Here is a 20,573-nt window from a genome sequence, read left to right on the forward strand (position 1 = left end):
CGCGGGTGCGGATGAAAGCGCGTTACCCGTACCAGCGTGGCGTATAAACCCACGGCGCGCCGTTGACGAATTTGCGCGTGGTCGACGAGCCCACGATCACCATCGTGCGCATATCCACATCCGCCGAGCGCAGTTCGCCCAGCGTGACCGTACGCAGCGTGCCGCCCGGTCTGCCGATGTCGCGCCCCAGCACCACCTGGGTGGTGGGCGCGCGAAACTCCCGCACGATATCCAGCGCCTTATCGAGTTGCCACGGCCGCGCGCGCGAAATCGGGTTGTAGAAAGCCATCACCAGGTCTGCTTCCGCGGCATGGCGCAGGCGTTTTTCGATGATCGTCCACGGCTTCAGGTTGTCGGATAGCGACAGCATGCAGAAGTCGTGGCCCAGCGGCGCGCCGGCTTGCGCAGCGGTGGCCATGGCCGCCGAGACGCCCGGTACGATCACCAGTTCCACGGCGGCCCACGCGGGGTCTTGCGCGTCTTCCAGCGCCTCGAGCACGGCGGCGGCCATCGCGAACACGCCAGGATCGCCGGACGACACCATCACCACCGAGCGTCCCGTACTCGCCAGTTCGAACGCATGCCGTGCGCGTTGCAGTTCCTCGCGATTGTCCGTGCCGTGCACGCGCTGATCCGCGCGCAATGGGCCGGCCATTTTCACGTAGGTTTCGTAGCCGAGAATGTCGGTGGCGTCGGTCAGCGCCTTGCGCGCTGCGGGCACCATCAACTCGGCGCTGCCGGGGCCCAGCCCGATCACGGTCAGGCGCCCGCGCGCACGGCCGATCGTGTCCGCATCCACGGCGAGCGGTGTCAAGGCGAGGGCGACGCCCGCGTGGGCGTCGTCGTGCAGCGTCTCGTACGGGATGCGCAGTGCGGCATGTAGCAAACCGGCTGGCGGAGCACCATCTTCTGCAACGGTCTGTGCAAAGCGCAGCGGTACGTTCAGGCTCGCAGCGGCTTGCGCGAGCGCCGCGTCCGCCATTCGTCCGGACGAAGCAAGCAAGGCCGCCAACGAAAGCGTGGCGAGACCGTGTCGATCCAATGCGGCCTGCACGTGGGCGGCGATCGTAGCGCCGTCGTCTGTATCCGTCACCGCGGCCACCACGCTACGGGGATGAATCACCAACTCATCTTCACGGCCATTCCATGCGCGCGGCGTCACGCGAATCGCCAGACGCGCGGATGCCGAGCGCGGCAACTGTGCGTCGTCGAGCCAGGGCGCTTGACCTTCGACGCGCGTGCTCTCGCCGCTCAGCAGATCGGACACGAAGCGCTTGCCCTGGCCGATATCCGCGAGCGCATAGCCCTCGGGCGGATTCAGCACGCAAGTGCCGAAGCGCAACTCGCCGCTGGTGGTGATCGCGGGCGATACGCCGAGCGCCGCCGCCATCTCGCGCGCCATCACGTTGACACCGGCCAGTCCGCCGAGTAACGGCACGACTGCGCTGCCGTCTTCGGCGACCGCCAGCACGGGCGGCTCGACGCCTTTGTTGGCCAACAGCGGCGCGAGGCAACGGATCACGATACCGGCCGCGCACAAGGCGACGATCGGCGTGCCGCTCGCATACAGTTCGCGCAGATGCGTGCTCAGGTCGGTGTACGCAACGTCGGCCTCCACGCGTCCACGCAGCGCATGCACCTGACTCGCCGCGTAGAGCAGCTGGATGCGCCGCGCGGTGTCCAGCGCGCCCGCACCGAGAATCACGATGGCGGGCGTCGTCGTCATCCTTGCCATTTTTCCCCCGGCACGACCAGCAGCGAGAAATAGGGCGACGCCATCGGATCGACGTCGGCGAGCGGCACGATGCGTTGATTGCCCATCGTCGCGCGCTCGACGTACAACGCGCGATCCGCGAGACCGAGTTCGCCGAGCACGCGCCGCACCTTGTCGAAGTTGCGGCCGAGTTTCATCACGACGGCGGCGTCGGCATCCGCGAGACGGCGGCGCAAATCTTCTTCCGGCAGCACGCCGGAGAGCACCGACAGACTCTGATTGCGATACACCAGCGGCGAGCCGAGCACGGCCGCGCCACCCAGCATGGAGCACACGCCGGGCACGACTTCGCTCTCGTAGCGAGCCGCGAGCCGGTCGTGCAGATACATGTACGAGCCGTAGAAGAACGGATCGCCTTCGCAGATCACGGCGACGTCGCGGCCTTCTTCGAGATGGGCAGCCACGACTTCCGCCGCCGTGTCGTAAAAGTCGGCGATGATCGCTTCATACGACAACGGCGGTTCCAGCGCCTCCGTGGTCACGGGATACACGAGCGGCAAGTGCCGCTGCGCGTCGTGCAGATGCGCTTCGATAATACTGAACGCGTTGCCTTTCTTACCCTTCGCGACGAAGTACGCGACCACGTGTGCCGCCTTCAGCAGACGCAACGCTTTCAGCGTGATGAGTTCCGGATCGCCGGGGCCGACGCCAAGCCCGAACAACCGTCCTTGCTGCGCCATTTATTCGATCTCCGTTGCGAGCGCATTGACGGCGGCGGCCGCCATCGCGCTGCCGCCGCGACGGCCGTTCACCACCACGTAAGGCACGCCGCGGCTATTGTCTGCGAGCATCGCTTTCGATTCGGCCGCGCCGACAAAGCCCACTGGAAAGCCGAGTATCAAGGCGGGCTTCGGCGCGCCGGCGTCGAGCATATCGAGCAGATGGAAGAGGGCCGTCGGTGCATTGCCGATCACGACGACGCTGCCCGCCAGTTGCGCACGCCACAATTCAAGTGCCGCAGCCGAGCGCGTATTGCCGAGTTCGCGAGCCAGCGTCGGCACGTCGGGATGGGTGAGCGTGCAGATCACTTCGTTGGCGGCGGGCAGCCGCGCGCGCGTGATGCCTTGCGCGACCATGCCGGCGTCGCACAGAATCGGCGCGCCTTGCGCGAGTGCCGTGCGTCCTGCCGCGCCCGCAGCGGCGGAAAACTGCAGATCGTCGACCACGTCGACCATGCCGCACGCGTGGATCACGCGCACCGCGAGTTTTTCGAGGTCGGCGGGGATGCGCGACAAGTCGGCCTCCGCACGGATCGTCGCGAAGGATTGGCGGTAGATCTCTTGACCGTCGCGAATGTAATCAAGCATCGTTGTTACTCCGGGGCAGGCGCGCGAGCATTTCGGCAGCCTGACCGATCGTCAGTTGGTGCGCGACGCATTGGCCGAAACCGGGCTGGCCATCGCGTCGATAAAGGTCGTAGGTGCCGGGCGCCGAGGCCAGTAGCGTATAGGGCGCGCAATGGGCGGCGGCGCACGAGCGTGAGCAGCCGCTCAGATGAACGTCGACATCGGCGGGCAGGCGGGTCGCCAGTTCGAGCGCGTCGGCCTTGGTGTCGGCGAGGCCCTTGGCGCAGCCTTGCGAACCGGTGCAGGCGATCAGGCGGGTGATGGCCTCAGCGGGATCGCAGGCGAGGCCTGCCGTGTTCAATCCTTCGAGCACGGCGGGCACGGCCTCGTCGGGGATGTCGGGGAGCAGTACGCTTTGCCACGGTGTCAAATGCAGGGTGCCGTTGCCGGATCGCCGCGCAAGCGTGGCGAGGTCGCGCAAGGTAGTGGCGTCGAGGCGGCCGAGGGGCGGCTGGCCACCCACGTACTGCGTGCCGGCGATATGCTGCGCGTGTGCGCCGAGTCGAAGGCGGGCGTCGGCGTGCGTGCCGCGCTGCCAGTCGGCCAGCGATGCGTCTCGCGCGAGCGGGAAATCGACGTAGGTTTGGGCGTGCTGCAGCAGCGCGTCGGCGGAATAGTCGGCCAACAGGTGGCGCATGCGTGTGGCGTCGGCGGCGGCGAGATCGAGGAACGTGTACAGGATCGCGCGCACGAGTGCAGTGACCTGCGCGGGCAGCACGGCAGCCAGCGCGCCCGTCGACGGACCTCCCGCCAATCCGGACACGAACCGCATGCCGTCACGATCCGATGACGCCGCCAGCCAGACATCATGCGGATGATCGAGCCGCGCGAGACGTTCGCCGCCGTCCAGCAACAACGCGAATTTCGGCGACAGCGCAGCGAAACGCGCATCGCTTTGCAATAACGTCAGCAACTCCGCACACAGGGGCCGTGTATCGAACAGCGCGGACGAGTCGCGACCGGCCACGGGACTGATCATGACGTTGCGCACGTCGTCTGCTGCGAGCGTTGGCGTTTCCGGTCCAAGCCCCACATCGACCAGGGCCTGGATCAGCGCCGTCTCATGCCCGGCGCGAATGCCGCGTAGCTGCAGATTGGCGCGGTTGGTCAACTCGATCACCCCTGCCGCGTATCGCTCGCTCGCGTAGGCGACCGTCGAAGCTTGCGCCGCGCTCAGTTCGCCGCCCGCCAGCTTGATCCGGCAGATGCCGCCGTCGCGCGCGGCGACGATGCGCAGCAGCCCCGGACATGCCGAGGGCCGCGGCGCCGCGGCCGCATGGGGCAAAACGATGGAAGGTAAAGCTTGAGTCAAGACGGACACCGGTTGAGCGTCGCGCGACGGCCCGAGCAAGCCGCAAGGCGGCCTTTGCTGCGGCATCGGTACACCCCGCCCGATGTTGGCTGGCACGAACAGTCTTGCCGGCAGGTCTCCTGGCTGGCAGGTCATGGTCCGTCGCGGCCTTCCCGGTCGAACCAGTGGCGCGCAGCGCGGGCGGACTCGCTGCATACAGTTGCGGGGGCAGCCACAGTCGCACTGTGTTCCCTCTTCGGCCCCGAAGGGCACCGGCGGCTGTATTATGCCTTTTTTCGAACAGCACAACGAGGCTGGACGCTTTGACCGGCGTGGCACAGCGCATGATTTGAAGACACAAAATAAGGATGGATGCATGCCGGCGTGGTTGACCGTGGTGGGCATAGGCGACGATGGCTTCGCCGGTTTGGGACGGCCCGCGCGACGTGCCTTGCTGGAGGCGTCGGTGATCTACGGCGGCGAGCGTCATCTGGCGAGGCTGCCCCCGCGTCTCGCCGCGCGCCGTGCGGCCTGGCCACGGCCGTTCGATCTCGCGCCTCTGCTGACCGAACGCGGCAGCAAGGTGTGCGTGCTTGCAAGCGGCGACCCGATGCTGTTCGGCGTCGGCGCGACGCTTGCGCGGCAGTTGCCGGCCGGCGAGATGCTGGTGCTGCCGGCGCCGTCGTCGGTGTCGCTGGCTGCCGCGCGGCTGGGCTGGCCGGTGCAGGATATCGCCACGGTGTCGCTGGTCGGCCGGCCGTTGCCGACGCTCAACGCGCATTTGCACGACGGCGCGCGTCTGTTCGTGCTGAGCGCGGACGGGCGTACGCCCGCGGCGCTCGCGGAGTTGCTGAACGCGCGCGGTTTCGGCGCGACCCGCATGACCGTGCTGGAGCATCTCGGCGGCGAACGGGAGCGGCGCATCGACGGCCGCGCGGATCAATGGGCGGCAGGCGAGGTGGCGGCCCTGAATCTGATCGCGCTGGCGTGCCGCGCAACGGCGGGCGCGCCACGTTTGCCGCTCACCTGCGGCCTGCCCGACGACGCCTTCCGCCACGACGGCCAGTTGACCAAGCGCGACGTGCGCGCCATCACACTCGCGCGCCTTGCGCCGACACCCGGCGAGTTGTTGTGGGACGTGGGCGCGGGCAGCGGGTCGATCGGCATCGAATGGATGCGCGCGCATCCGACTTGCCGCGCGATTGCGATCGAAGGGCACGGCGAGCGGCAACGTTTCATCGAACACAATCGCGATGCGTTGGGCGTGCCGGGTCTGCAACTGGTGGCCGGTCGCGCGCCGGACGCGCTCGACGGATTGCCGACGCCGGATGCCGTCTTCATCGGCGGCGGCGTGACGGTGCCGGGTGTCCTGCAGGCTTGCTGGGCGAGTCTGCGCGAAGGCGGACGGCTGGTCGCCAACGCGGTCACTTTGCAAGGCGAAACGGCGCTGACCGCCTGGCGCGCCGAGCATGGCGGCACGCTGACCCGTATCGCGCTCGCCGATGCGCAACCGCTCGGCGCTTTCGATACGTGGCGCCAGGCGTTGCCGATCACGATGCTGGAGGCGACGAAAGCGACGCCTGCAATTTCGCGCATCGACGCAATTTGAACGGAGCGACACGATGACCCGTCTCCTGCTGCTAGGCGGTACCGGCGACGCCTTGCAGATCGCACGCCACCTCGGTCCGCGCGACGTGTACAGTCTCGCGGGCCTCGGCAAGCTGCCGGACGATCTGCCGTGCTCGGTGCGCGTGGGTGGCTTCGGCGGCAGCGAAGGCCTGGCGCGTTTCATCGCGGATGAAAAAATCAGCCTCGTGGTCGACGCGACCCACCCGTACGCCGCGCGGATCAGCGCAAACGCGGCGGCGGCCTGCCGCCTCGCGCACGTGCCCTGCTGGGCACTGCGCCGTCCGGCCTGGCAGGCGCAAGCCGGCGATGACTGGCGCACGGTCGGCGACTGGCACGCACTCGTCGCGGCACTCGCGCCATTCAGAAAACCGCTTTTCACGCTCGGGCGCGAACCGCTCGACCATCTCGACGAGATTCCGCCGCATCAGTTCTGGACCGTGCGCTGTCTCGACGCGCAAGCGGACACGGCGCGCGCGCGCATTCTCGCGGCGCGCGGTCCGTTCACGCCCGACGGCGAGCGCGCGCTGTTCGCGTTGCAAGCCTTCGATGTCGTGGTCAGCAAGAACAGCGGCGGCGGCGCGACCGAAGCCAAACTCGAGGTGGCGCGTGAGCGGGGTTTGCCGGTCGTCATGTTGCGTCGGCCGGTGCTGGCGGCGGTGGATCGTGAATTCGAACGCGTCGCCGGGTTGCTCGACGCGTTGCGAGCATCGGGCGACGTGTCGGCGTGAAGCGCGCACACCCGGTGCCGTGCAAGTGAATCATGGAGTAATGGATGACGGTGTATTTTATCGGCGCGGGTCCTGGCGACCCGGAACTTATCACGGTGAAAGGGCAGCGCCTCGTGCGAACCTGCCCGGTGATTCTGTACGCGGGCTCGCTCGTGCCGGCCGCGGTACTGGAAGGTCACGCAGCGCAACAGGTGGTCAATACGGCGGAGCTCGATCTCGACCGGATCGTCGCCTTATTGAAGGCCGCGCATGACAAGGGTCAGCACGTCGCGCGCGTGCATTCCGGCGACCCCTCCTTGTACGGCGCGATCGGCGAACAGATTCGCCGCTTGCGCGAGCTGGAGATTCCCTACGAGATCGTGCCGGGCGTGACGGCCACGGCTGCCTGCGCGGCGGCACTCGGCTGCGAACTCACGCTGCCTGATATCTCGCAGACGCTGATCCTCACGCGCTATGCGACCAAAACCACCATGCCCGCCGGCGAGCAACTCGCCGATCTGGCGCGGCATCGCGCGACCATGGCGATTCACCTCGGCGTGCGGCATCTGGCGCGGATCGTCGATGAATTGCGTCCGCATTACGGCGGCGACTGCCCGATCGCGGTGATCTATCGCGCGAGCTGGCCGGACGAGGAGAAGATCACCGGGACCCTGGACGATATCGTCGACAAGGTGCAGTCGACTGCAATCGAACGCACCGCATTGATCCTGGTGGGCCAGGTGCTGGCCGCCGAAGGTTTCGCGGACTCGACGCTCTACGCGAAAGACTGACGCCGATTCAACGAGTCGGTGTTGCCGCATGATGAGCGCGGCGGTCGCCTTCTTTCTAGAGAAACGACTCGATCGGCAGGATCGACATGAACCAGACGCCTAGTCTTCCTAACCAGCTCGAGTTGGGTTCGGTGTCGTAGCGGGTTTGCTTGCCGTCGTCATCTTCGAGCCAGTACACCTTGCCCTGGTCGTCGAGACGCACTGTGTAGGCCACTTGCGGCACCACCGTATGGAAGATCGTGGTGATCTTGCCGGCAAGCACGGGACTGTCGATCACGAAGCCCAGTTCGGTGTTCAGATTGGCCGAACGCGGATCGAAATTGAACGAGCCGACGAACACGCGCTGCGCATCGACCGCGAAGGTCTTCGCATGCAGGCTCGAGCCCGAACTGCCGAACGAGCCCTTGGACTCGTCCTTTTTACCCGGCGCGCCGGGCAGGCGTCGCAACTCGTAGAGCTGCACGCCGCCCTTGAGCAAGGCGACGCGGCGCCTGGCATAACCGGAGTGGACGGCGGCGACATCGGTGGATTCGAGTGCGTTCGTCAGCACCCGCACCGCGACGCCCTTTGACGCCAGCTGCGTGAAATACTGCACCCCCGCCTGGGTCGGCACGAAATACGGTGAGACCAGATCGAGTTCTTCGGCCGGTTCGCCGAGAATGTCGTGCATCTGCTGCAGGACGCGGGTTTTGCTGGCCGCCTGGTTCAGGCCTTTCGCGGGATCGTCGCTGATCATGCGCGCCTTCGCCCATTCCAGCGGCAGTGTGCCGGTCTGCAGTTGTTCGGCGATGGGCAACTCGCGCACGGCATCGATATAGGCGATGCCCGCCGGTTCCAGCTCCAGCTGCTGAGCCCGGCTTGCAAGCGCCTGCAAACGGTCGGCATTCGCGCTCGGCAGGATCCGGTCGACGGGGTACGCCGAGTCGCTCGACCAGTAGCGGTCGAAGTCGCGCGCGACGTCGCTCGCCGCCGGGCCGACGGCCAGCACGTCGAGGTCGGAGAAAACCACGCCGTCGGTTGCGCCGAAGTACTCGTCGCCGATATTGCGGCCGCCGACGATCGTCGCGCTGCTATCGGCGGTGATGGATTTGTTGTGCATGCGCCGGTTGGCGCGGGAGAAGTCCGTCAGAAAGCCGAGCGACTTCGGCTTGCGTACCACGAACGGGTTGAACAGACGCACCTCGAAGTTCGGATGCGCACCGAGCGCCGCGAGCGTGGCGTCGAGCGACGGGGCGACACCGTTGTCGTCGAGCAGCAGACGCACGCGCACGCCACGGTCGGCGGCCTCGCGCAGCTGTTCGAGCAGCAGCGTGCCGGTCAGGTCGTCGTGCCAGATGTAGTATTGAACGTCGAGGGTGCGCTGCGCCGCGCGCGCGAGGATCATGCGCGAAGCAAACGCGGACTGCGGATTCGCCAGCGGATAGATGCCGGAGAGTCCCGGATGCGCGGCGACTTCGGGAGCGATCGCATGGCCGATCTGGGTGCTTTGCGCCTCGGTGGTGTCGAGCGCCGACGATTGCGTGCGACCGGCGAGCGAAGGCAGGGCGCAGCCGGCCAGCGCGTTCGCGCAGATCAGCAGGCAGGCGGTGGTGCGCAGCCAGCGGCGCGGCAGGCGGAGCGTGAGGCCGGCGAGCAGTTGCATCATGTGGTCGGGCTTCCATGGCGGGTACGGTGGACCCATTGCCGGCGGCGCGTTAGCCGCCGGCCGCGTTCAGTCTTCGAGCGGCGCGAGCGCTTCGAGCGGCATCTTCTTGTCCGCGCCGATGTGAATCGCCGGCACGAACGTCAGCAACGCGACGACGAAGATCGCGATCACGAAGATCGCGACGAACGTGAGGTGCAACGATTGATGCAGCACCATGCGGATCATGTCACTGTTGCCGAGACTCGCCGTCTGATTCTGCAGGAGCGCTCTCAGCTGATCCGACGTGACGACGGCCACGCCTTTGGCATGACTCAGCCCGAAGTTGAGCACCGCGCCGAACAGCGTCGCGCCGAGCGTGCTGCCGAGATTGCGCGAAAACAGGTTCGACGCGGTGGCGCTGCCGCGCTCGTCCATTTTGACGATCTCCTGGATCAGCACGAGGCAACTCACGCTCGAGGTGCCCATGCCGAAGCCCATGATGAGCGAGCCGAAGGCGGCCACCAGCGGCGAGCCGCCCGGCGACAGAAACAGCAACAGCACCGCGCCCAGTGGAATGAACGCGCTGCCGCCGATCAGAATGCGCCGCAAGCCGATGCGATGAAACGATTTGGCCGCGAGCGTGGCGCCCGCCGGCCAGCCGACCATCATCATCGTCAGTGCGAGACCGGCGACCACCGGTGAGCGATTCAGCACGCCTTGCACATACATCGGCAAGAAGGTGGTGGCGCCCATCAGGATCATGCCGGACAGCAGGGTCGAACCGTTCGACGCCGCGATCGGGCGACGGCTCCACAGCGCGAAGGAGATCATCGGCTCGGCGGCGCGGCGCTCCTGCATCACGAACAACACGACGCACAGCAGGAAAGCGGCGCCCGCCATCGCGGCGCGCGCGAGTTCGTCGTCGCCGGCGTAGGTCAGCGCCATCATCAGCGCGGCAATGGCGGCCATGAAGAGCGCCGCGCCCGCGAAGTCGATCGACGGACGCGCATGCCGCTCCGATTCGCGCAGAAACGCGATGAAGCCCGCCGCCGACGCGAGGCCGATCGGCACGTTCATCCAGAAGATCCACGCCCACGAGAGGTTGTGAATGATGAAGCCGCCGACCATCGGACCCACCACCGCCGAAATCGCCCACACGCTGGCCAGATAACCCTGCACCTTGCCGCGTTCGCGCGCGGGATAGAGATCGGCGACGATGGTCAGCGTGACCGGCTGGATCGCGCCCGCGCCGACGCCCTGGATCAGCCGGAACACGATCATCGCGGGCATCGACCAGGCGAAACCGGCGAGCACCGAACCGATCAGGAAGATGGCGATGCCGGCCAGCATGATCGGCTTGCGGCCATACAGATCGGCGAGCTTGCCGAACACCACGGTCATGGCGGTCTGAGTGAGCAGAAACGACGAGAATACCCAGCTATACAGATGCAGATCGCCGAGTTGGGCGACGATCTGCGGCATGGCGGTCGATACGATGGTGGCTTCGATGGCGACCATCGCCATGGACGCCATCACGGCGGCAATGACAAGAGGACGCGACGATTGAGGGCTGCGGGACATGGGGCGGGCGTTAGGATTAGGATGTAAGGCACGTCGGGCGGCGAGCCACGAAACCTGCGCGCCGCGACGTATCAGAACGGCCGTACGAGGGCGGCCGGGGTCGAGTATGCACCTTCGCGCCAATCCGCGCTGGCGCGCGCTCGCGGGCTCAGGCCGCATTTTCCTGGCACAGTGTTTGCGCGCTCCACGCTTTCTTTCGACAAATGGAGGGTCATTATGAGGATCGAATTCACCGGACGCCGTGAAGTGGTGGCAGCGGCGCGCGTCGCCTTCGAAGCCAATGTCGATGGAGCCGACGTCTGGTGCAGCGTGTCGCTGGATGCGCTCAACGACCATTTCGGCAACGACGGTCCCTCTGCTCGCAATCTGGTGGGCACCTTCGAAGCAAATCGTACGCGGATTGAAAATGCTACCCGGCGCGTGCTCGAGAAAAACGGCGGCAAGTCGGTGGAACTCGAGACCGGCGATTTCAACTGAGGCCCGAGCGGTCTTTCGGGCAAGCCGGCGGAAGTTCGGCGCGGCGCATGGAGCGGTTGCTGCCGGCCTCTCGACATCGAAGCCCGCATTCCACGGAATGCGGGCTTTTTTGCGCGGCGATGGCATGGCCGTTCCAGCGGCCGCGCGAGCCGGCCCGGCAGCCGAACGTGACGCACGGGTCGATTCCAGACGCTTGCGGTATAGTCCCGGCAATCGACAGCAGGGCCGCCGCAGCTTGGCGCCGCAGGCACTGCCAACGCATTTTTCGAGTTCGCTGGAGAACAATCGTGCAAGAAATCATCGAAGGGTTGATCCGCTTTCAACGTGACGTCTTTCCGCAGCAAAGTGCGTTGTTCAAGCGTCTTTCCGTTGCGCAAAGTCCCAACACGCTGTTCGTGACCTGCTCGGACAGTCGCGTCGTGCCCGAATTGCTGACGCAAACGGAGCCGGGTGCGCTATTCGTGATCCGCAATGCGGGCAACATCGTGCCGTCTTATGGCCCGGCGCCGGGCGGGGTGTCGGCCACGGTCGAATACGCGGTGGCGGTGCTGGGAATCCGCGATATCGTGATTTGCGGCCACTCGAATTGCGGCGCGATGACGGCGATCTCGACGTGCATGAACCTCGATCATCTGCCGGCGGTGGCGGGTTGGCTGCGTCACGCGGATGCGGCCAAGGCGATCAATGCCTCGCGCACTTACGAGTCGGATGCGCACCGTCTGGACGCGCTCGTCAGAGACAACGTGATCGCGCAGCTTGCCAATATCCGCACGCATCCTTCGGTAGCGGTGGGGCTCGCGAACAAGACCCTGCAGTTGCACGGCTGGATCTTCGAGATCGAAAGCGGCGAGATGCTCGCGCTCGACGGCCGCACTGGCGAGTTCTTGCCGCTCGTGGACAATCCGAATATCTACGCCGTGTAGTGTCGTCTACCGGTTTCGGGCGCGGACATAAAACCCCGTCGGCCCGACTTGACGCCACCTATACTGCGTTAGCGCCTCGCGTCGGCGGCGCAGGCCTTCCTCGCAAAACGCGGTGTGGCTCGATGTGAGGCAATGAATTCGTGGCGGCGCGGTGACCTGCTGCGCCACGAGTCGCGTCCGACGCCGTAGCAGCACGTTGGAGACCTGCCATGTGCGAGCGTCATGTGTCTTCCCCCACGCGGCGCAGTTGGCTGCTGGCCGGTGCTTCGTCGATAACGCTCGCAGCTTTGGCGCGGCGCGATGCCGTGGCGGCCGAGCCGCCGAGCGGCAACGCGCCAAACTCGATCCCTCCACAACAAGCGCTCGAGCGGCTGATGCAGGGCAATGCGCGTTACGCCGCGAACGCTCCTTCCAACAAAGATTTTTCCGCCGGTCGCGCGGCCCGCGTCGACGCGCAATATCCCTTCGCGGCGATCGTCGGCTGTGCGGATTCGCGGGTCGCGCCGGAGCTCGCTTTCGATCAGGGGCCGGGCGATCTGTTCGTGGTGCGCGTGGCCGGCAATTTCGTCAACGAGGACATGCTCGCGAGCCTCGAATACGGCGTCGAATTTCTCGGCGTGCCACTCATCATGGTGCTCGGGCACACGCATTGTGGGGCGGTCACCGCGACCGTCAAGGTGATTCAGGACGGCGCGCAGTTGCCGGGCCATCTGCCCGAGCTGGTCCGTTCGCTCAAACCCGCCGTGCAAATGGCGAAACTCAATCCCGGTGCGGATCTCGTTGAGCAGGCAACGATAGAAAACGTGAAGATGAACACTCACCGCTTGCTGGTCTCCAAACCGCTCATCGGGCAATACGTGAAACGCGGCAAGGTGAACGTGGTCGGCGGCCTCTACGACCTGGCGACGGGCAAGGTCACGCTCGTCTGACGAAAGCCCCTCGCCGACGGCGCAGCAGGGCCCGTATCTTGCTGCGCTGCATCGACGTGCCCCGATTTCGCCAGCGCGTCAAACCATCTCCGAAGGGAAGCCATGTCAATAGAATCCGCACACGTCGATCCTTATCTGTTCGAACCCGTTCAGCTCGGGCCGCTGACCTTGCCCAATCGCGTCGTGATGGCGCCGCTCACCCGCAGCCGCGCGAAAGAGGCCGACGTGCCGAGCGAACTGGCCATCGAGTACTACGCGCAGCGCGCCTCGGCCGGCCTCATCATTGCCGAGGCTACGCAGATTTCGCCGCAAGGCAAGGGTTACGTCTTCACGCCGGGGATTTACGATGCGGCGCAGGTGCAGGCCTGGCAACCGATCACCGCCGCCGTGCACAAGAAGGGCGGTCACCTGTTCCTGCAACTGTGGCATGTGGGCCGGATCTCGCATCCTTCCTTGCAACCGGGTCATGCGCTGCCGGTCGCGCCGTCGGCGATCAAGCCCGAGGGACAGGCCTACACCGACGAAGGCTTCGTGCCGCTCGTCACACCGCGCGCGCTCGAAACGGCGGAAATGGCCGGCATCGTCGAGCAATATCGGGTGGCGGCGCAGAACGCGCAAGCCGCCGGCTTCGACGGCGTGGAAATTCATGCGGCCAACGGCTATCTGCTCGATCAGTTCTTGCGCGATAAAACCAACCGTCGCACCGACCAGTATGGCGGCTCGATCGAGAATCGCGCGCGTCTGCTGCTGGAAGTGGCCGATGCCGTGACGGACGTGTGGGGCGGCGAGCGGGTCGGCGTGCGCATCTCGCCACTCAGCAGCTTCGGCGACATCGCCGACAGTAACCCTGAGCCGCTTTTCACGCACGTGGTCAAGCAGCTCAATCGACGCAAGCTCGTGTACCTGCATGTAATCGAAGGCGACACCGGCGGCCCGCGCGAAGTGCCGGGTGGTTTCGATCTGCAGGTGCTGCGCCAGGCGTTCGACGGGCTCTTCATGGCCAACAACGGCTACGACATGCCGCTTGCGCAGAGCACGCTGAAGGCGAAACGCGCGGACCTGATCGCGTTCGGCCGGCCGTTCATCTCCAATCCGGATCTGGTCGAGCGGCTCAGAATCGGTGCGCCGCTCAACGAGCCCGACAAGAACACGATGTACGGCGGTGGCGCGCAGGGGTATATCGACTACCCGACGTTGGAGCAGGAAGACAAGCGCTGAATCCCTCGCTGACCGGGTTGTTCAACGCGCCGTCAGATCAGTCGCTGAAGCAGCGGAATGCGAGGCTAATACGCGGCCCGCTCACCTCGGACGATTTCGGTATGCCGTGCTCGTGGGTGAATTGCGAGGCGTAGCTCATCACGAGACAACTGCCCGGCTCCAGTTCGACATGCACGATCCGGCCGGCGCCGCTTTTCGGCCGGATCGACATGCGACGGCTGGCGCCGAGCGAGACGATGGCGATCGGTTGGGCGGGCAGTAGCCGTTCGGTTTTGTCGCTGTGCAGGGCGACGCTGTCACTGCCGTCGCGATAGAGATTGAGGCCGACACGATTGAACGGCGCGCCGACCAGCGCGCGCACCGCCTCGAACGCCGCGCCCAGCGGCGCGGGCAAATCGGTGGCCTCGCGCGCGAAGGTGGCCAGCAATCTCGGCACCGCGACTTCGCGGTCGTACATCATGCGCTGCTGGCTAAGCCAGCCGGTGTCGCGCAGAGTGGCTTCGAACCATAGCTGCGCCTTTTCAGCCGGGATCGACTCGGGCAGATAACGAATTCCGCCTTCCCGGTCATGGACCAGAGAGGCGGGTTCAGGCGCGAACAGAGCTTGCTGGACTGACATGGTGCTGAGACGAAGTAAATCGGGCAGATCGGGAGGATCATTATACTGTGTTTTTATACAGTATTTTGACTGGCCCGACCGTTTCGATCCGGCCCCCAACACCGACGATCCGGATCGCTTGAGCCAGTCATAAAAAAGAGGTGGCTGCGCGCGGCAAATCACCGAAAAGAGGCCATAAAAAAGGCCTGTTCGCGATGCGACCGCGCGCACGCGCCCGATAGAATTTCTTCCCATACCCGCGTTACGCAGCGTCACGCGCCCGACCTTGGTCGGATCGCTCTCTCCCATAGCATTTCCGGTTAATTCAGCATGACACGGCTTGCACGGCATTACGTTCCAGAACAACCGCAGCACGTTATCTTGCAAGGGCTCACGGGGCCCGCATTCCTGGATGAAGGGGACTACCTTTACTTCCTCGCCTGTCTGGCGGACGCCGCGCGCGTCGCCGATCTGGCCGTCCACGCCTGGGTGCTCATGCCGGACGCGATACAGTTTCTCGTCACGCCTTCCTACGAGTCGAGCGTGGCCATGGCGATGCAGGGAGTCGGCCGTCGCTATATCGAGACCTTCAACCGGCGCCATGGACGCCGCGGCACGATGTGGCGCGGCGGCTATTGCGCAACGGTGATCGAGCCCGAACGGTATTTCCTGCTCGCGAGCCAGGTCATCGATCACGCGCCGGTTCGCGGGCGCCTCGTCGCCGAGCCGGGAAGCTATCCCTGGTCGAGCTATACGCACCATATCGGGCGGCGCGTCGACAGCTTCATCAAGGACCATCCCCTGTATGGGGCGCTGGGTAACACGCCGCTCGAGCGCCAGCAGGCTTATCGCGATCTGGGCGAACAGCTCCTTGACGAAAGGGAGGTCGACAACCTGATGCAGTCGACGCTCAAGGGCTGGGTGTTAGGCAGCGCCGCGTATTGCGAGTGGGCGGCCCGGACAGCCAACCGGCGGTTGATGCCGCTGCTGTTGCGCGACCGCCCATCCAGCGTTCGCACGACACCCGCGCTCGCACACGTGGGTTGACCAAAAGATAAACCGGCAAGCAAACGCTCTGTTTCGATCCTCTCAAGGCTCACGCAAAGGTCCATAGGTGCGCGCCACACCGGGTTGGGCGCGCAGCAGCAGATAGAAAGCCGCGACATGGGTAATCATCAACAGGGGCACATAGAGGATCGGAATCGCGTAAGCAGCACCCAACTCTCCCGCGCGCGCCGGTAGACCGGCCTCGATAGCGCGGTAGTAGTCGAGGACGAGGTCGGTCGCGCCCACCACATTGAAGGCTACGACGAATAGCCTGAAGAGCGATGGTGTCCGTGCCGTGATCAGTGCCAGCATCGCCAGAATTCCCGTGGCGAAGTCGCCGTAGGCGGCGGGTACGGCGAAGCTGGCAGGCAGATGAGGCCCGACGACGCCCGGCAGAATGAAGACCAGCCCGAAGAAACGGAAGCTGTGCAAGGTGGCGATGGCGCGTTGCGCATCGAACGGGGCCATCGATTTGAGTTTGGGCCAGAGGTAGGCTCGCAGGCAAAGCAGCCAGGCAACATATCCCAGGCTGAGGTGCAGGAGGAAGATGAGTTCCGGTGGCATGTTGCCTCCTGTCAGCGGTTGTCTTCAGCGTTGAAAGTGAGGCTGGCGATTAGCCGGCGGATCATCGCGCGATCGTGCTTCCGCACGTCATCGGGTGCATGGTTCATCAGAGGCTGGCTCCATGGTTTCGGCTGCCTGCTCACGGCTTGCGAGCTGACATCGGCGCGACGCTTCGTGCGCAGATGCAGGTGTACCATGGCCTCTCGCGATCGACTATTCACCACAATGTTGACGGGCTATGAAGCAGAACTTCACAGTCAGACAGGGCGCGCTCGATGGCGTGGAGGTATTCCTGAGCGTGGCCCGGCATCGCAGCTTTCGTCGTGCTGCAGCAGAACTCGGGGTGACGCCGTCGGCCGTCAGCCAGACGGTGCGTGTGCTCGAAGCGCGCATCGGCACGGCGCTCTTCATCCGCACCACGCGCAGTGTCGGCCTGACCGAAGCCGGCGAGCGGTTTCTTTCGCACGCGAAACCAGCCTTCGATGAGCTGGTCGCCGCCAGCGAAGTTGCACGCGGATTCGGTCAGCGGCCTACCGGCTTGTTGCGTCTCTCGGTGCCGCGTGCGGTGGTGCCAATCCTGCTGGAACCCCTGATCGCATCATTCTGCGAGGCGTATCCCGAGGTCGAAGTCGAGATCGCCGCGAGCAAGGAACTGGTCGATCTCGCCAAGGAAGGGTTCGATGCCGGTATCCGGCTCGGTCAGTTCGTCGACGTCGACATGGTCGCCATACCGTTGACGCCGCCGCTGCGTCTCGTCGTCGTCGGCAGCCCTGGGTACTTCGCCGTGCGCAGCCGGCCTGGACACACGGACGATCTGCGCCAGCACGCATGCCTGAGATGGCGGCGATCCAGCGGCGCGCTCGCGCTATGGTCGTTCAACGACGGCGGCCAGGCGATCGAGATCGCCGTGTCCGGCCCGCTCATCGCCAACGATTTTCCCACCATGCTCGGCGCGGCAATCGAAGGCATGGGCCTCGCCCAGCTACCTGAGCCAATGACCGCTGAAGGCGTGAGAGCGAAACGGCTGGTGCAGGTACTGGAACCGTTCGCGCCGGTGATACCCGGCGTGTTTCTCTACTATCCTGGCCGCCGGCAGATCATGCCGAAGTTGCGCGCCTTCATCGATCACGTGAAGAGCCGCACGGCGGGTCACGGCAAAGTCCCGGGTACGGGATGAATTGGCGAGCGCCGCTGTACAACCTCTTGACACTCAGTCGCGACTGACCAATGAAATCACCCTACAGTTTGCCTCGCCCAACTCCGGCAAGACGCCTCGCATTGGGGTTCGTGTTCCTGTGGTTTTCAATCGGCGGGGTTTGCCATTTCGTCTATACGGCCTCGTTTGTCGGCATCGTGCCGCCCTCGATTCCGCAGGCTCTCGCCGCGGTCTATATCAGCGGTTTCTTCGAACTGCTCGGCGCGCTGGGACTCATCCCACGACATACCCGGCGCTACGCGGGCTGGGGGCTCGCCGCGCTCACGGTCGCGGTCACGCCGGCAAATGTCTTCATGTGGCAGCATCCCGAGCGGTTTCCTTCGATTCCACTATGGCTGCTGTTCGTGCGTCTGCCGTTTCAGGCCGTGTTGATCCTGTGCATTCTCTGGAGCACGCATGGCAGGGGGCGAAGCATGCGGTCGTGACGGCACCGATGCGTCCCGACCGCGCCCGTCCTCGCGTTATCAACGCAAGGACGGGCCAGATCGATCCGCCTAGTTCGAACTCACGAGCGAATCGGAAGGCACGATCCGCAGCGCCCCCGGATTGCTCGCAGCCGGGCTCGACCACAGCAGATGCATGCTGGCCGGGCCCGTACCGTGCACATACTCGACCTTGATTTTGGCGCGTTGCTTCGCGGTGAGCCAGGTCTTGCCGGTCACGGTGGATTGCGCCGAAGTCTTCTTGTCGATCACCTTCACGCCGTCGATCCACAGGCGCGCCACGTTGTCGCTGTCGATCGAGAACGTGTAGAGGCCCGTTTGCGTTGCCTCCACCGCGCCGGTCCAGCGCACGCCGTAGCCGGTCGCGTTGATGCCCGCGGAGGCATCAGGCGAATCGGTGCCTTGCTCGGTGTTCAGATCGAAGTCGATCAGCGGCGTGACCGAGGTCTTGACGGGCGCGCTCCTGAAAGTCGGATCGTTGTAGTAACCGACTTGCAGCACCGGCAGCTTCACGTTGAACCCGCCGGTCAGCGCTTGAGTCTCCGAGGTCTGCCACGGATGGCCGTCCGGATAGATCGTCCCCTGGAAGGGCGTGGCCGGTTCGACGGTGGCAGGTGCGCCCGGCACCTGTCCCCAGTGGAAGCGCGTATTGGTGCGCCCGATCATCAACTCCCACACGATGAAGCCCGTGCTCCCGCCATAGTTCGACACGATGCCGGGCATGGTTTGTCCCGTGGTGCCGGGGAAACCGCGCTGCAGCGTTTCGGAATTCAAGGCGCTGACGCTGCTGCCGTTTACCGGACCCGTGTACGGATTGCCATACGGGTGGAGCGCGTAGAAGTCCGAGAAGTACGTGCCTTCATCCTCCTGCACTTGCGGTGCGTTGATCGGCTGCGTCGCGCCCGCGTCGAGGATCGCGATACGCGCGTCGTTCATGAGCACGGCGCGGGTTTCCTGCAGGGCGCCGTTGCCGCTGCAACCGGGCTCGTTCATCGTCTCCCAGAAAATGATGCGCGGGTCGTTGCGATGCGGTGCGACGAAGTCCGTGATGTAGCTCGCCAGGCTCGTCTTGTACGTGATGCTCGCATTGGACGACGTCGGCTGGAAATACGCTTGCTCGACCGGCGTGCCCGGCGACTGCACCCAGCGGCTGTTATGCACGCCCCAGATCGGCGCGCCTTGCGGGCCGTATTGCGGCGTCGGGTTCCAGCAGTCGTCGTAGAAGATCGGCGAGACCTTGATGCCGTGACGCGCGGCGATCTTCAGCAGGTTCTCGAACTTGCTGAGGAAGGCGACGCGATCGTTGGCCCACACGAGGTAATGCAGATACACGGCGATGGTATTCATGCCGTAGGTCTGCGCGTAGGTCAGTTCGCGGTTGACGATCTCGGGGTCGTAGTTCTCCCAGAAGTCGATCGCGTTCACCGCGTTGGAAGGCGTATAGACCGCGCCGACCACCTTGGAGAAATCGTAGCTCGGCGACGTCACCTTCGGATAGGTGTGAATCGTGATGTTGCTGAAACTTGCCCCGACTCCAAAACGCCGCAGCCCGAAGCTGCCCGACTGGAACACGGCGGGCAGGGCGTTGGTGGCGTCGTTCACGCTGATGACGCGCTGCTGGTCGAGGTCGACGGTGATCGCGGTGCCGCTCGTGGTCACTTTCAGATGGTGCGTGCTGCCGCCGACCACCGTGCTGACCGGATACGAAATGAAATTGGTCCAGTTGTTGTTCTCACGACCCACCACCACCGAATGCGTACCGGTATCGAGGCCGATGAAATAACCCGTCAGGCTGTCGGGGCCGCCGGCGGTCGGGTTCGTGGTGCGCACCACGAAGCCCGCATTGGCGGCGCCGTTGCCGACCGGCGCGCTGACCGTCACGTCCGCTTCGTACGACGCCGTGGCATAGGTGCTGGCGAGCGCCACGGTTTTGTCACCGGCACCGGTGCCGTTGGTGGCCGGCGCGGGAATCGTGATGGTCGAGGGTGAAGTGCCGGGTTGCCAGCCTTGCGTGGAACCGGGAGCAAGGTAGTTCGTGAAATCGCCAAAAGCGAGCGACGTGGTGGAGACCGGTGCGGGTGGTGGCGGTGGCGTGTAGGGCGGCAGATTGAGTGTGGGGTCCGCGATCACCAGGGGCGGGGTGGTCGTCTTCATCCCCACGGGGATGGTTTTCGCCGCCTTGAACTCGCTCTCGACGTCGGCCGCGTCGGCCTGCGCCGCGGCGGAAGCGGCGGATGCCGCCGAAGCCGCGGAAGAATCGGCGGCGGCGACCTGCTTGTCCGCCGACGCACTCAGATTGGGTGAACCGTCATTGCCGCCGCAAGCGCCCAGCATGGCGAGCGCCGCCAGCACATAGTAATTGCGCACACATATCTCCTGATGTCCCCGCTTAGTAGATGGTCATAATTATTATTA

At 65.2% G+C, this 20,573-nt stretch carries 19 protein-coding genes and 1 riboswitch; of the genes, 10 read left to right on the plus strand and 9 right to left on the minus strand.

Annotation, left to right across the window (positions count from 1 at the left end):
• Positions 1-22 precede the first annotated feature (22 nt).
• From cobJ to cobG, 4 genes are read right to left on the minus strand one after another with little or no spacing between them, the layout of a single operon-like run.
• Positions 23-1,735 (minus strand): precorrin-3B C(17)-methyltransferase, encoded by a 1,713-nt coding sequence (gene cobJ, locus FQ705_RS14175; protein ID WP_144141937.1) that lies wholly within the window; start codon positions 1,733-1,735, stop codon positions 23-25.
• Positions 1,723-2,454: a precorrin-2 C(20)-methyltransferase gene (locus tag FQ705_RS14180; RefSeq protein WP_144141939.1), complete on the minus strand. Its 732-nt coding sequence runs from the start codon at positions 2,452-2,454 to the stop codon at positions 1,723-1,725. Before FQ705_RS14180 ends, cobJ begins: the two co-directional genes overlap by 13 nt.
• The gene (locus FQ705_RS14185; RefSeq protein ID WP_144141942.1) at positions 2,455-3,081 is read right to left on the minus strand and encodes a precorrin-8X methylmutase; all 627 of its coding nucleotides are present in this window, start codon (positions 3,079-3,081) and stop codon (positions 2,455-2,457) included. It lies immediately after the preceding gene.
• Entirely contained in the window at positions 3,074-4,441 is a 1,368-nt protein-coding gene (cobG, locus tag FQ705_RS14190) for a precorrin-3B synthase (RefSeq protein WP_313955672.1), read from the minus strand. The genes FQ705_RS14185 and cobG overlap by 8 nt, the downstream gene beginning before the upstream one ends.
• An 82-nt stretch (positions 4,442-4,523) precedes the next feature.
• Positions 4,524-4,703, minus strand: a riboswitch (cobalamin riboswitch).
• 84 nt (positions 4,704-4,787) lie between these two features.
• Between cobG and cbiE the strand changes: the two genes are divergently transcribed.
• The 3 genes from cbiE to cobM are packed head-to-tail and all read left to right on the plus strand — an operon-like array spanning position 4,788 to position 7,538.
• Positions 4,788-6,020 carry a precorrin-6y C5,15-methyltransferase (decarboxylating) subunit CbiE gene (gene cbiE / locus FQ705_RS14195; RefSeq protein WP_144141946.1) on the plus strand — a complete coding sequence of 411 codons (1,233 nt, stop codon included), beginning with the start codon at positions 4,788-4,790 and terminating at the stop codon, positions 6,018-6,020.
• A gap of 13 nt (positions 6,021-6,033) precedes the next feature.
• Positions 6,034-6,768, plus strand: coding sequence for a cobalt-precorrin-6A reductase (locus tag FQ705_RS14200; RefSeq protein WP_144141948.1), 735 nt, complete (start codon positions 6,034-6,036; stop codon positions 6,766-6,768).
• A 44-nt stretch (positions 6,769-6,812) separates the two neighbouring features.
• Entirely contained in the window at positions 6,813-7,538 is a 726-nt protein-coding gene (cobM, locus tag FQ705_RS14205; protein WP_144141949.1) for a precorrin-4 C(11)-methyltransferase, read from the plus strand.
• A 55-nt stretch (positions 7,539-7,593) separates the two neighbouring features.
• On the opposite strand, the gene FQ705_RS14210 is transcribed toward cobM, so the two are convergent.
• Together FQ705_RS14210 and FQ705_RS14215 are read right to left on the minus strand one after the other, a co-directional pair.
• Positions 7,594-9,180: a phospholipase D family protein gene (locus FQ705_RS14210; RefSeq protein WP_144142414.1), complete on the minus strand. Its 1,587-nt coding sequence runs from the start codon at positions 9,178-9,180 to the stop codon at positions 7,594-7,596.
• A gap of 69 nt (positions 9,181-9,249) precedes the next feature.
• Entirely contained in the window at positions 9,250-10,743 is a 1,494-nt protein-coding gene (locus tag FQ705_RS14215) for an MDR family MFS transporter (RefSeq protein WP_144141951.1), read from the minus strand.
• A gap of 216 nt (positions 10,744-10,959) precedes the next feature.
• Here FQ705_RS14215 and FQ705_RS14220 point away from each other — a divergent pair, with 216 nt between their 5' ends.
• The 4 genes from FQ705_RS14220 (at position 10,960) to FQ705_RS14235 (ending at position 14,290) form a co-directional block, all read left to right on the plus strand.
• Positions 10,960-11,220, plus strand: coding sequence for a DUF1488 domain-containing protein (locus FQ705_RS14220; RefSeq protein ID WP_144141953.1), 261 nt, complete (start codon positions 10,960-10,962; stop codon positions 11,218-11,220).
• 287 nt (positions 11,221-11,507) lie between these two features.
• A complete protein-coding gene (locus FQ705_RS14225; RefSeq protein ID WP_144141955.1) occupies positions 11,508-12,143 on the plus strand; it encodes a carbonic anhydrase in 636 nt (211 codons plus the stop codon).
• Positions 12,144-12,352: 209 nt separating this feature from the next.
• Positions 12,353-13,072 (plus strand): carbonic anhydrase, encoded by a 720-nt coding sequence (locus FQ705_RS14230; protein ID WP_144141956.1) that lies wholly within the window; start codon positions 12,353-12,355, stop codon positions 13,070-13,072.
• A gap of 102 nt (positions 13,073-13,174) precedes the next feature.
• Positions 13,175-14,290, plus strand: coding sequence for an alkene reductase (locus FQ705_RS14235; RefSeq protein ID WP_144141958.1), 1,116 nt, complete (start codon positions 13,175-13,177; stop codon positions 14,288-14,290).
• A 37-nt stretch (positions 14,291-14,327) separates the two neighbouring features.
• Here FQ705_RS14235 and FQ705_RS14240 read toward each other — a convergent pair whose 3' ends face one another.
• Positions 14,328-14,909, minus strand: a complete 582-nt coding sequence (locus tag FQ705_RS14240) for an alpha-ketoglutarate-dependent dioxygenase AlkB family protein (RefSeq protein ID WP_144142415.1) — start codon at positions 14,907-14,909, stop codon at positions 14,328-14,330.
• A gap of 309 nt (positions 14,910-15,218) precedes the next feature.
• On the opposite strand from FQ705_RS14240, the gene FQ705_RS14245 reads away from it, so the two are divergent.
• Entirely contained in the window at positions 15,219-15,935 is a 717-nt protein-coding gene (locus FQ705_RS14245; RefSeq protein WP_144141960.1) for a transposase, read from the plus strand.
• A gap of 42 nt (positions 15,936-15,977) precedes the next feature.
• Here the strand turns inward: FQ705_RS14245 and FQ705_RS14250 are convergent, their stop codons facing one another.
• Complete coding sequence (locus FQ705_RS14250) at positions 15,978-16,499, minus strand: hypothetical protein (protein WP_144141962.1); 522 nt, start codon at positions 16,497-16,499, stop codon at positions 15,978-15,980.
• Between the two features lie 238 nt (positions 16,500-16,737).
• On the opposite strand from FQ705_RS14250, the gene FQ705_RS14255 reads away from it, so the two are divergent.
• Together FQ705_RS14255 and FQ705_RS14260 are read left to right on the plus strand one after the other, a co-directional pair.
• Complete coding sequence (locus FQ705_RS14255; RefSeq protein WP_144141964.1) at positions 16,738-17,676, plus strand: LysR family transcriptional regulator; 939 nt, start codon at positions 16,738-16,740, stop codon at positions 17,674-17,676.
• 50 nt (positions 17,677-17,726) lie between these two features.
• Positions 17,727-18,140 (plus strand): hypothetical protein, encoded by a 414-nt coding sequence (locus tag FQ705_RS14260; protein ID WP_144141966.1) that lies wholly within the window; start codon positions 17,727-17,729, stop codon positions 18,138-18,140.
• 69 nt (positions 18,141-18,209) lie between these two features.
• Here the strand turns inward: FQ705_RS14260 and FQ705_RS14265 are convergent, their stop codons facing one another.
• Positions 18,210-20,525, minus strand: a complete 2,316-nt coding sequence (locus tag FQ705_RS14265) for a PA14 domain-containing protein (RefSeq protein WP_260854484.1) — start codon at positions 20,523-20,525, stop codon at positions 18,210-18,212.
• Positions 20,526-20,573 lie beyond the last annotated feature (48 nt).

This window comes from Paraburkholderia sp. BCC1884, assembly GCF_900996225.1.
GTDB lineage: Bacteria > Pseudomonadota > Gammaproteobacteria > Burkholderiales > Burkholderiaceae > Paraburkholderia.

What these genes read in the sequence shown, in the direction of transcription:
- cobJ (WP_144141937.1), bottom strand. Translation starts at nt 1,735, where the DNA reads ATGGCAAGGATGACGACGACGCCCGCCATCGTGATTCTCGGTGCGGGC.
- FQ705_RS14180 (WP_144141939.1), bottom strand. Translation starts at nt 2,454, where the DNA reads ATGGCGCAGCAAGGACGGTTGTTCGGGCTTGGCGTCGGCCCCGGCGAT.
- FQ705_RS14185 (WP_144141942.1), bottom strand. Translation starts at nt 3,081, where the DNA reads ATGCTTGATTACATTCGCGACGGTCAAGAGATCTACCGCCAATCCTTC.
- cbiE (WP_144141946.1), top strand. Translation starts at nt 4,788, where the DNA reads ATGCCGGCGTGGTTGACCGTGGTGGGCATAGGCGACGATGGCTTCGCC.
- FQ705_RS14200 (WP_144141948.1), top strand. Translation starts at nt 6,034, where the DNA reads ATGACCCGTCTCCTGCTGCTAGGCGGTACCGGCGACGCCTTGCAGATC.
- cobM (WP_144141949.1), top strand. Translation starts at nt 6,813, where the DNA reads ATGACGGTGTATTTTATCGGCGCGGGTCCTGGCGACCCGGAACTTATC.
- FQ705_RS14210 (WP_144142414.1), bottom strand. Translation starts at nt 9,180, where the DNA reads ATGCAACTGCTCGCCGGCCTCACGCTCCGCCTGCCGCGCCGCTGGCTG.
- FQ705_RS14215 (WP_144141951.1), bottom strand. Translation starts at nt 10,743, where the DNA reads ATGTCCCGCAGCCCTCAATCGTCGCGTCCTCTTGTCATTGCCGCCGTG.
- FQ705_RS14220 (WP_144141953.1), top strand. Translation starts at nt 10,960, where the DNA reads ATGAGGATCGAATTCACCGGACGCCGTGAAGTGGTGGCAGCGGCGCGC.
- FQ705_RS14230 (WP_144141956.1), top strand. Translation starts at nt 12,353, where the DNA reads ATGTGCGAGCGTCATGTGTCTTCCCCCACGCGGCGCAGTTGGCTGCTG.
- FQ705_RS14235 (WP_144141958.1), top strand. Translation starts at nt 13,175, where the DNA reads ATGTCAATAGAATCCGCACACGTCGATCCTTATCTGTTCGAACCCGTT.
- FQ705_RS14240 (WP_144142415.1), bottom strand. Translation starts at nt 14,909, where the DNA reads ATGTCAGTCCAGCAAGCTCTGTTCGCGCCTGAACCCGCCTCTCTGGTC.
- FQ705_RS14245 (WP_144141960.1), top strand. Translation starts at nt 15,219, where the DNA reads ATGACACGGCTTGCACGGCATTACGTTCCAGAACAACCGCAGCACGTT.
- FQ705_RS14250 (WP_144141962.1), bottom strand. Translation starts at nt 16,499, where the DNA reads ATGCCACCGGAACTCATCTTCCTCCTGCACCTCAGCCTGGGATATGTT.
- FQ705_RS14255 (WP_144141964.1), top strand. Translation starts at nt 16,738, where the DNA reads ATGAAGCAGAACTTCACAGTCAGACAGGGCGCGCTCGATGGCGTGGAG.
- FQ705_RS14260 (WP_144141966.1), top strand. Translation starts at nt 17,727, where the DNA reads ATGAAATCACCCTACAGTTTGCCTCGCCCAACTCCGGCAAGACGCCTC.